The organism is Dehalobacter sp. (assembly GCA_023667845.1).
GTDB lineage: Bacteria > Bacillota > Desulfitobacteriia > Desulfitobacteriales > Syntrophobotulaceae > Dehalobacter.
Genome location: JAMPIU010000011.1, coordinates 1 through 9,168, shown reverse-complemented (window position 1 = coordinate 9,168; position 9,168 = coordinate 1). Strand labels below are relative to the sequence as shown.

Genomic DNA, 9,168 nt, shown 5'->3' with positions numbered 1-9,168 from the left:
AAGTAACCAAAACTACCACCAACAGGTCGGTATATGCAATTGGCTTCTGCACCGCGAGAATCTTCTGGTCAAAATGGAAGAGCTTCAATGGCGGTGCAGGCCGCCCCGGCTCCCGCCGGGGCCTCCCTCCTGGTGTCACGGTTTTTGCCAACGCGAGAATAAACAAAACAACATCATATCCCTGCATCGCACCACGAGTGCAAAAACACGCGCCACCGTCCGCCAGCTGGCGGACCAACGCCACATACCGCCGAACGTTAGCACCAATTTCAGAGTGTCGTGCCTCAGATGATGTAATTTTAATAGCTTTGTATAAAACACAAATATGACCCAACAGGAAGTTAAATATATTATCCTTAACTATTTAAAAGACTATCAACCTGTTAGTGTAGGAATATTTGGATCATTCGCTAGAGGTGAATCCACTGAAAAAAGTGATATTGATATCCTTGTTAAGTTTAAAGTAGCACCTTCACTTCTCACCTTAATAAAGATTGAAAATGAGCTTTCGGACTTACTTGGTATCAAAGTAGATTTAATCACAACTGGTGCTATTAAAAACAAAAGAGTCCAAAAAAGTATTAAGAAAGACCTTATTAGCATCCTGTAATGGTAAAAGATGATCTGGCTTATATCGAGCATATCCTCGATTGTATAAGAAAAATCAAGGAGTTCACCAGTGGGTTATCATTGAAAGATTTCTCGGTCAATGAGTTAGTACAGGATGCAGTCATCAGAAACATTGAAATTATTGGAGAAGCGTCAAAGAAGATATCTTCTGATACCAAACAGATATACTATGAAATCCCCTGGAAAGAGATTGCCGGAATGAGAGATAAGCTCATCCATGACTATCTGGGAGTAGATGTTGAGGTTGTATGGAGAACTATTACAGAAGATATTCCTACCCTAGAAAAGCAAATCAAAGAGATAGACTAGAGAAGAAACTGGTGCTAACAGGTCGGTATATGTCATTGGCGCTCCGTGGCGCGACAATTGGGTAAATGAAGAAGAAGGTTCTGTGGTTGGCGCCACGGCCTGCCCCGGCTCCCGCCGGGGACTTCCGCCAGCTGGCGGATCACGGTTTTTGCCAACGCGAGAATAATGTAATAACCGCATAACCCTGCATCGCACCACGAGTGCAAAAACACGCGCCACCGTCCGCCAGCTGGCGGACCAACTGCACATACCGCCGAACGTTATGCGGCATGTATTGCAACACACGAATAGTCCATTTTGCATTTAAAATCATAACTTTGAAAAAAAATGAACCATGGGACATGATGCTATTAAGTTGGAATTAATAGAATGGCTCGCAAAACTCAAGGATCCAGACACCATCAAGTACCTCAAAGTTGTGAAAGACTCAACTACCGAGGATAATGATTGGTGGGATGATCTTTCTGAAGATCAAAAAAAAGGAATAGAACGGGGTCTTAATGATATCGCTCAAGGTAGGACAATATCTCATGATGTTGTAAAGAGCAGATATGGACTATAAGTTATATTGGTCGGCAGAAGCCATAGATAACCTTGAAGAAATTCTTGATTACCTAACTGCAAAATGGACAGAAAAAGAGGTAATTAAATTCAAATACAAACTGAATAAGCAACTGGATCTCATAACAAAGAATCCTTTGATATTTCCAAAGTCAACATTCAATCCATCGTTAAGAAAAGCTGTTTTAAGCCCTCAAACGACAATATTCTATAAGATTTCCGATAATAGAATAGATCTTGCTTACCTGTTTGTTAATAAGAAAGATATCTCAAAAATCAAATAATGCACGACCGCATAACAGGTCGGTATATGTCATTGGCTTCGTCTGGTTTTTGCGCGCCGGTCCGCCAGACTGGCACACCAAAACCAGTTGGTGCTTTATCGGCCCGGCTTAGCGGCTGAAGCCGCCGGGCAAAAACCAGCCGGCCGGCCCCGCTCCCGCGGGGCACTCCCCTTGGTGTCACGGTTTTTGCCAACACGAGAATAAACAAAACAATATCATATATCTGGACCGCACCACGAGTGCAAAAACACGCGCCACCGTCCGCCAGCTGGCGGACCAACTGCACATACCGCCGAACGTTAGAGGCAATGCGCAAACAGAAATGACAATATGATGATTTCACGGTGATTACTAAATTGATATCTTTGTACTAGATGGAGACAAATCGTGAGATATTAGAACTTATTAAAGCAACAGCATGCAAATATCTGCCTGATGCAGAAGTAATGCTATTCGGTTCTCGAGCAAGAAAAGAAGCTGCCTCTGACAGTGACTTTGATGTCCTTATAGTTACTTCCTTAGACCTGTCTCCCAAGCAAAAACTGCCCCTCAAAACAAATATCAGAAAAGACCTTCTTAAAGAGGGTATCCGATCAGATATCCTTATCCAAAGCAAAAAAGAGGTCAATAAAAAGAGAAAGTTACCTGGTCATATTATTAAGAATATTCTTAATGAAGCAATACTCCTATGACCAAGTACAAAGCTGAATATATTAAGAATTGGCTATTCAGGGCAAATGAGGATATTGCCGTAATAAAAAGCCTTGTGAATGCAGGTGCTGAATATTACACAAGCAGTATCTGCTTTCATGCTCAGCAAGCGTCTGAAAAGTTCCTTAAAGCATTCCTGGCTTATCATGATGTAGACTTTCCAAGAACACATGATCTAGACTTTCTCCTTATTGAATGTCAGAAAATAAACAAAGAAGCCTTTCAGATAGATTTTAAAAGCCTGACAGACTTTGGAGTAAGTGTGAGATATCCTGACGACTTTTACATCCCAGATGAAAAAGAAGCTCTTGAGTACCGTGACACTGCTATCTCGGTAAAAGAAATCGTGGAGAGGTTAATCAAATAAACAGCACTGCCTCTAACAGGTAGGTATATGTCATTGGCTTCTGCACCGCGAGAATCTTCTGGTCAAAATGAAAGACCTTCAATGGCGGTGCAGGCCGCCCCGGCTCCCGCCGGGGCCCCCTCCTGGTGTCACGGTTTTTGCCAACGCGAGAATAAAGTAATAACCGCATAATCCTGCATCGCACCACGAGTGCAAAAACACGCGCCACCGTCCGCCAGCTGGCGGACCAACTGCACATACCGCCGAACGTTTGGCATTATTAACCGCTAACAATTGAAGATGAACATATTAAAGCATATCCTTAAAGACTGGTTCTTAATCCTGAAAATCCGGAATAGGTTTAATCCATCAATCCAAATTCAACAACGGAAACTTTTTCATTATTATCAAGATCTTGCTCAATCAGGTAAGGTACCTAATCTAATTGATACTGGTTTCCGGGTATTTTCACAAAATGAAGAAGATGGCAAATTGCTGTTCATTTTCTCAATAATCGGAATGGATAACAAACAGTTTGTGGAAATTGGCGCAAATGACGGAATCAATAGCAATTGTGCTAATCTCTTCTTTAATTTCGGTTGGTATGGTTTGTTTATTGATTGTGACAAATGGAGTGTTAAACGTGGCAGACGTTTCTATAACAAATATCCTAATCCATTACAGTACAAACCAAAATTCATCTGTAAAAAGGTGACCCCGGAGAATGTGAATCAAATAATTGGTGAAACTGGAATAAAAGGAGAAATTGGGCTCCTCTCAATTGATATTGATGGTAATGACTATTGGGTTTGGGATGCCGTATCAATCATTGAACCCAAAGTTGTTATAATTGAAACTCACAATGAATTTGGACTGAATGATATTGTTGTTCCATATGAGTCAAAATCGGAACATATCAGAAAACACCCTGTTTACCATGGGGCTTCTCCTGTTGCTATGGTAAAACTGGCCAAAAAGAAAGGTTATAGGCTAGTTGGGGCAAATCAGTTGGGATTCAATTTTATCTTTATTAAGAACGGCATTGTTGATTCATTAATCCCAGAAGTAAGCGTTGAGTCTGTTTTAACGCATCCATCAATCCTGGAAGGTTACAAATCCTTTGAAGAAATAAAGGGTTGGGATTATGTAAAAAGTTAACAATGCCTAACAGGTCGGTATATGCAATTGGCGCTCCGCACCGCGAGAATTTTCTGACTAAAGAGGACCGTTAAGTGGTCGGCGGTGCGGCCTGCCCCGGATCCCGCCGGGGTCCCCCTCCTGGTGTCACGGTTTTTGCCAACGCGAGAAAAAAGTAATAACCGCATAATCCTGCATCGCATCACGAGTGCAAAAACGCGCGCCACCGTCCGCCAGCTGGCGGACCAACTGCACATACCGCCGAACGTTACCTGCAAGGCTAAGTTGAGTTAACATAAGGTAGGCTTTTGTGTTGTATATTTGTAAAAAATGGGAGTCATGGATTTACAGACAAGAAAACTCAATGCAATTGAATATATAGCCGGCCTTGAAGATGAAAGCATATTCAATAAGATTGAGCTGGCTATTCTAGAGAATAAAGTCCGGTCTGAAAGGAAGCTGAAGCCTTTTACTCAGAAACAGTTAATTGAAAGAGCTGAAAAATCCAACCGAGATTATAAATCAGGCAAATACAAGACTCAAGAAGCCTTAGAGAAAGAATCAGAATCTTGGTGACTCCATGAAAATCATCTGGACTGATTTTGCCGCTAATTCACTCCTTGAAATTTACCAATTCTATAAAGAATCGGCTAGCATAAACATCGCTCTTAGAATCCGTTCGAGAATATTCAATGCTACCAGACAACTGGTCAAACATCCTTTATCAGGGCAACTTGAGCCAAATCTCATAAGACTTGATGAAGAACATAGATACCTGGTAGAGGGCAACTATAGTATCATCTACAAAAGGGTCAAAGAGGGTGTATTAATAACTGATGTATTTGACACCAGGCAGGATCCTCGTAAGATGCAGAGAAGAAGTAATAAGCCCAGCAGGTAACAGGTCGGTATATGTCATTGGCTTTCCGTGGCGCGACAATTGGGTAACTAAAGAAGATGGTTTTGCGGTTGGCGCCGCGGCCTGCCCCGGCTCCCGCCGGGGGCTCCCTCCTGGTGTCACGGTTTTTGCCAACGCGAGAATAAACAAAACAACATCATAATCATGCATCGCACCACGAGTGCAAAAACACGCGCCACCGTCCGCCAGCTGGCGGACCAACGCCACATACCGCCGAACGTTGGCAACAATATTGGGAAAATTTTCAATTGGTTCATATTTGATGTAAATTTGCATCAAAACATAATAAAATGGCAAGGCAAAGTATCTCTTTTACCAAACCAAATGATGAGTGGTTAAAAGCACAATTGGAGAACCAAGAATATTCAAGCAAAAGTGAACTCATCAATGATCTGATCAGACAAGCTAGAAAACAACAGGCACAAATTGACTGGGTTAGAGCGAAGCTTGATAGATCGGAAAGAAGCGGATTTACTGATAGTACCAAAGAACAGATTCTAAATCAATCAAAGTCCTCATTTAATGGCTGAATATAGACTAAGTAATGATGCCAAAGAAGATTTGATAAGAATCCATCATTATGGAATTGAAAAATTCGGGATGTCTCAAGCCGATAAATACTTTGATACTTTTTTCGAATATTTTGAAATAATTGCCCAAAGACCATTTTCCTTTGAATCTGCAGATTACATAAAAAAGGGCTATAGGCGCTGCGTTTGCGGATCTGACAGTATATACTACAGAATAAATAAAGATGTAGTTGAAATAATGGCAATTGTCGGAAGACAAGATATATATACTATCCTTGGATTGTCTGAATAAAATATTTTTGCCAACAGGTTGGTATATGTCATTGGCTTTCCGCACCGCGAGAACTTTCTGGCTAAAGAGGACCGTTTAGTGGTCGGCGGTGCGGCCCGCCCCGGCTTCCGCCGGGGGCTCCCGTTGGTGTCACGGTTTTTGCCAACGCGAGAATAATGTAATTACCGTATAGTTCTGTATCGCACCACGAGTGCAAAAACACGCGCCACCGTCCGCCAGCTGGCGGACCAACGCCACATACCGCCGAACGTTAGCCCCAATGATAAGGTTTCAGCCAAGACTTATCCGGCCAGAATAATGAGTATCTTTACATCATAATTGAGGAATTGTATATGTTGACCAAAGAAAAAGTAAAAAAGACCATTGACAGGTTGCCTGATAGCTTCACGGTAGATCAGGTAGTTGAAGAATTGGTTGTGCTAGATAAAATTGAGAAGGGTCTTAAAGAGGTTGAGGAAGGTAAAGTCTACTCTACACAACAAGTAAAAGATCAGCTCAAGAAATGGCTGTAATCAATTGGACTCACAGATCAGTCAATGATCTCAGAAATATTGCAGAGTTCATTGAGAAAGATTCTGTCAAATACGCATCATTAACAATCCAGCGTTTATTGAATGCGACACATTTATTGGAAGAAAATCCAAGAATAGGGCGTAAAGTGCCAGAAGCTGGTCATAAAGACAAAATCCGAGAAATTATTCAAGGTAACTATAGAATTATCTATCAGATCGCTAATGAAGATCTGATCAATATCTTAACTGTTCATCATAGCTCAAGAAAGCTAACAAAAACACGAGTGTTAAGAAAGTAATTCACTGGGGCTAACAGGTCGGTATATGTCATTGGCTTTCCGCACCGCGAGAATTTTATGGCTAAAGAGGATCGCTTAGTGGCCGGCGGTGCAGGCTGCCCCGGCTTCCGCCGGGGGCTCCCGCCAGCTGGCGGATCACGGTTTTTGCCATCGCGAGAATTAAGTAATAACCATCATAATCCTGCATCGCACCACGAGTGCAAAAACGCGCGCCACCGTCCGCCAGCTGGCGGACCAACGCCACATACCGCCGAACGTTAGAGCCAATGCGATAACAAATACAAAAGAAAGTTTGCATCTAGGTAAATTATTATTTACCTTTGTATTGTAATATCCTTTCAACAGACAATGAAATGTTCTGAGCTATATAAGATCCTGACAAAAGACGGTTGGTACCCTGTTTCACAAAAAGGTTCGCATGTAAAACTCAAGCATGACAAGAAACCAGGCATGATCATCTTCCCAAATCATGGTAGTCAGGAGGTCGGTAAAGGGATTGAGAGAAAGATACTCAATGATGCAGGTTTGAAGTTGGAGAATTAATAAAGGTGATGGAGATGAAAACAACGAACAAAAAAATTAAAATGATAGTAGAAAAGACAGATACTGGTTTTTCTGCCTTCTCTGAAGACTATCCTATCTATACAACTGGCAGGACAATTCCTGAATTAATTGATAATGCTCTTGAAGCTGCAAATCTCCTTTTTGAAGAAGATGACATTCGCATTGAACAAGAGAACCTTAAATTTGAAATTGATTTTAAACAGTTCTTTCAGTACTACAAAGTAATTAACGCTAAGTTTCTCGCCAATAAGATTGGTATGAATCCAACCTTACTTTCTCAGTATGTACAGGGTCGCAAGAAACCATCTGATGCCCAAACTGAAAAAATACTGCTTGGAATTCATCAAATTGGACAGGAACTATCAGAGATAAACCTAATATACAGGCCTTAATAAAAATAGTACTGGCTATAACAGGTCGGTATATGTCATTGACTTCTGCACCGCGACTGGTTTTTGCGCATCGGTCCACCAAACTGGCACATCAAGACCAATAGGTTCTTTATTGGCCCGGCTTAGCGGTTAAAGCCGCCAGGCAAAAACCGGTTGGAAGTTTAAGACCCTGTAAAGCGGCGGGCGGCCGATGTTCGTTACGGCAACTTATTACCTGGACTGAATTCGTAGTTAGTGTATCCGTATATGAACTCGAATGGCATACAATGCAATCTCCAAAAAATGGAGAATGCGGAATCAAGATGAACGAATAAGTATTTTTTTAAAAATGAACCTATTACCATTACTTCTTGTTTCTGTCAGAAAAAAAACCCTTTTAAAAGTGAAAAAAGCAATTTTCGTTTTACAACTGGCTCTGTTTTTGACTACCATTCAGGTTCACGCTCAACAATCCGATCGGACCTTTATTGCCAAGTTTTTAATTGAAGGCGGAATCGAATATGGAGGAGATGAAATCCTGCAGGTTTTTTTTACAAATGGTGAAGACCAGACTATGAGAGCTGGTCAAGGTGGTTTAATTGCTGTTGGTGGCCAAATACAATTATCGAGTTTAAAACAATTTATGCTTCGGGGCTCCATCGGTATCAAATATAACACCACTGCGGCAGATAACGCCAATATCAGATTAACGCGGCTTCCCTTAAATATAACACCTTATTGGAATATTAATAATGATTTCAGGTTCGGGGTTGGTGTTACAACCCATCTGAACCCGGTTCTCAAACTTGATGGCTTTGGTCCCGATGTTGCTTTTACCAGTATGGCTGGCCCACGGTTTGAGTTTGGCTATAAGTGGATCGCATTGACCTACACAGCGATTAGCTATGAAGATGGAACCGGTGAATCTTTTTCTGCGAGTTCATTCGGTGCATCCATATCTTTTACTCTGCCGAACAAGTAGTAACCTGAGTTTAGAGAATGATTTCTTGTCAGACCAGTGCTGCTCTCTGTGCTTGATTTTGGCTTTTCATTTACATTAAATCTCAAGGACTTACATGAGGCTGCATGTGAAGGCATGATTATATATGCTATGCAAAGCGATAAAGTGATTACCCTCGGCGAAAATTCGGGTGGATATCTTGGCTACGGGAATGTCAAAAGTGAAATGGTTCCTTGTGGAAAGTATATAATCAACAGTACAACAACGATGTATTCAGAGAAATCAAAATTTGAATTTATCGGTATTACCCCGCAAATTAAGCTGAACCCAGATCAGGATTGGGTGAAATCAGCAATCACGGTACTGCAGAAGAAATAAATACAAAGGATTAAATTTGAAACATGAAAGCAAAAGCGATTCTTTATCTTTCCTCAATCATTCTTGTTTCGTGTCTATTCTTAATTGTGACCGGATCTCCAATCCTGAACGTCCCGTTGTATAAAGGATCTGCCTTCCCTTTGGGCACCATTGTCTCCTGGATTGGTTTAACTGCTTTAACATCTACCATATATCTTGCATTCAACAAGATATATCGCGCCAGCAATTCAGCTCACAAGAAAATCAGAATTGCATTTGGAGGAATTGTCATACTAGCCTTTTCATGGATCCTGATTGGCTTTCTACTTGCCGGGAACTGGGCCTTTACATTTCAAAATCATGATGAATTCCGAGGCAGTATCGA

Annotated in this window: 18 protein-coding genes; 16 read left to right on the top strand and 2 right to left on the bottom strand. The window is 41.5% G+C overall.

The window, feature by feature from the left end; translation table 11 throughout:
• On the bottom strand, positions 1-238 hold a 238-nt coding region (locus NC238_00820), incomplete at its 3' end, for a hypothetical protein (protein MCM1564498.1).
• Between the two features lie 87 nt (positions 239-325).
• Here NC238_00820 and NC238_00815 point away from each other — a divergent pair.
• From NC238_00815 to NC238_00780, 8 genes are all read left to right on the top strand, one after another.
• Positions 326-610 (top strand): nucleotidyltransferase family protein, encoded by a 285-nt coding sequence (locus NC238_00815; GenBank protein MCM1564497.1) that lies wholly within the window; start codon positions 326-328, stop codon positions 608-610.
• Positions 610-939, top strand: coding sequence for a DUF86 domain-containing protein (locus NC238_00810; GenBank protein MCM1564496.1), 330 nt, complete (start codon positions 610-612; stop codon positions 937-939). The genes NC238_00815 and NC238_00810 overlap by 1 nt, the downstream gene beginning before the upstream one ends.
• A gap of 355 nt (positions 940-1,294) precedes the next feature.
• Positions 1,295-1,501 (top strand): hypothetical protein, encoded by a 207-nt coding sequence (locus NC238_00805; GenBank protein MCM1564495.1) that lies wholly within the window; start codon positions 1,295-1,297, stop codon positions 1,499-1,501.
• A complete protein-coding gene (locus tag NC238_00800) occupies positions 1,491-1,784 on the top strand; it encodes a type II toxin-antitoxin system RelE/ParE family toxin (protein ID MCM1564494.1) in 294 nt (97 codons plus the stop codon). The genes NC238_00805 and NC238_00800 overlap by 11 nt, the downstream gene beginning before the upstream one ends.
• 374 nt (positions 1,785-2,158) lie before the next feature.
• Positions 2,159-2,476 (top strand): nucleotidyltransferase domain-containing protein, encoded by a 318-nt coding sequence (locus NC238_00795; protein MCM1564493.1) that lies wholly within the window; start codon positions 2,159-2,161, stop codon positions 2,474-2,476.
• Positions 2,473-2,862, top strand: coding sequence for a HEPN domain-containing protein (locus NC238_00790; protein ID MCM1564492.1), 390 nt, complete (start codon positions 2,473-2,475; stop codon positions 2,860-2,862). The genes NC238_00795 and NC238_00790 overlap by 4 nt, the downstream gene beginning before the upstream one ends.
• A 279-nt stretch (positions 2,863-3,141) precedes the next feature.
• A complete protein-coding gene (locus NC238_00785; protein MCM1564491.1) occupies positions 3,142-3,999 on the top strand; it encodes a hypothetical protein in 858 nt (285 codons plus the stop codon).
• A gap of 318 nt (positions 4,000-4,317) precedes the next feature.
• A complete protein-coding gene (locus NC238_00780) occupies positions 4,318-4,554 on the top strand; it encodes a hypothetical protein (GenBank protein ID MCM1564490.1) in 237 nt (78 codons plus the stop codon).
• A 250-nt stretch (positions 4,555-4,804) separates the two neighbouring features.
• Here the strand turns inward: NC238_00780 and NC238_00775 are convergent, their stop codons facing one another.
• Positions 4,805-5,194: a hypothetical protein gene (locus NC238_00775; GenBank protein MCM1564489.1), complete on the bottom strand. Its 390-nt coding sequence runs from the start codon at positions 5,192-5,194 to the stop codon at positions 4,805-4,807.
• Positions 5,195-5,419: 225 nt separating this feature from the next.
• Here NC238_00775 and NC238_00770 point away from each other — a divergent pair, with 225 nt between their 5' ends.
• From NC238_00770 to NC238_00735, 8 genes are all read left to right on the top strand, one after another.
• Entirely contained in the window at positions 5,420-5,719 is a 300-nt protein-coding gene (locus NC238_00770) for a type II toxin-antitoxin system RelE/ParE family toxin (GenBank protein ID MCM1564488.1), read from the top strand.
• Between the two features lie 332 nt (positions 5,720-6,051).
• A complete protein-coding gene (locus tag NC238_00765; GenBank protein ID MCM1564487.1) occupies positions 6,052-6,231 on the top strand; it encodes a hypothetical protein in 180 nt (59 codons plus the stop codon).
• The gene (locus NC238_00760) at positions 6,222-6,530 is read left to right on the top strand and encodes a type II toxin-antitoxin system RelE/ParE family toxin (GenBank protein MCM1564486.1); all 309 of its coding nucleotides are present in this window, start codon (positions 6,222-6,224) and stop codon (positions 6,528-6,530) included. Before NC238_00765 ends, NC238_00760 begins: the two co-directional genes overlap by 10 nt.
• 348 nt (positions 6,531-6,878) lie before the next feature.
• The gene (locus NC238_00755; protein ID MCM1564485.1) at positions 6,879-7,073 is read left to right on the top strand and encodes a type II toxin-antitoxin system HicA family toxin; all 195 of its coding nucleotides are present in this window, start codon (positions 6,879-6,881) and stop codon (positions 7,071-7,073) included.
• Between the two features lie 14 nt (positions 7,074-7,087).
• Complete coding sequence (locus NC238_00750) at positions 7,088-7,486, top strand: hypothetical protein (protein ID MCM1564484.1); 399 nt, start codon at positions 7,088-7,090, stop codon at positions 7,484-7,486.
• Between the two features lie 289 nt (positions 7,487-7,775).
• The gene (locus tag NC238_00745; GenBank protein ID MCM1564483.1) at positions 7,776-8,447 is read left to right on the top strand and encodes a hypothetical protein; all 672 of its coding nucleotides are present in this window, start codon (positions 7,776-7,778) and stop codon (positions 8,445-8,447) included.
• 48 nt (positions 8,448-8,495) lie between these two features.
• Entirely contained in the window at positions 8,496-8,804 is a 309-nt protein-coding gene (locus NC238_00740; GenBank protein ID MCM1564482.1) for a hypothetical protein, read from the top strand.
• Positions 8,805-8,827: 23 nt separating this feature from the next.
• The coding region (locus NC238_00735; protein MCM1564481.1) for a hypothetical protein at positions 8,828-9,168 on the top strand (341 nt) is incomplete at its 3' end.